Source organism: Pseudomonas sp. SIMBA_068 (assembly GCF_046534705.1).
Classification (GTDB): domain Bacteria; phylum Pseudomonadota; class Gammaproteobacteria; order Pseudomonadales; family Pseudomonadaceae; genus Aquipseudomonas; species Aquipseudomonas putida.
The window spans coordinates 1-249 of record NZ_JAWRYI010001212.1 but is presented as its reverse complement, the minus strand read 5'-3'; the positions used below and the strand labels follow the sequence as shown (position 1 = coordinate 249).

The following is a 249-nucleotide window of genomic DNA, read 5'->3' as shown; positions in this document are numbered from 1 at the left end:
CTGTGCGCACCGCGGCTTTCGGTGCGATAGTTAGCCGCTACCGCCGTGGCAAAGGCCGTCTCCATCAGGTTATCCAGCTCCAGGCACTCAATACGCTGGGTGTTGAAATCCGGTGAGCGGTCATCCAGACGCGCTGACTTCAGGCGCTGGCGAATCTCTTTCGGCTCTTCCAGACCCTGTGCCATCGCTTCGCCTTCACGGAATACCGAGAAGTTATTCTGCATGCAGCGTTGCAGCGCTTTACGAATC

General features: G+C 57.8%; 1 pseudogene. It reads right to left on the bottom strand.

The features are described 5' to 3' along the window. A pseudogene (gene sdhA / locus SB756_RS33380) lies at nucleotides 1-224 on the bottom strand (succinate dehydrogenase flavoprotein subunit); the annotation flags it as partial. Between the last annotated feature and the right edge of the window lie 25 nt (nucleotides 225-249).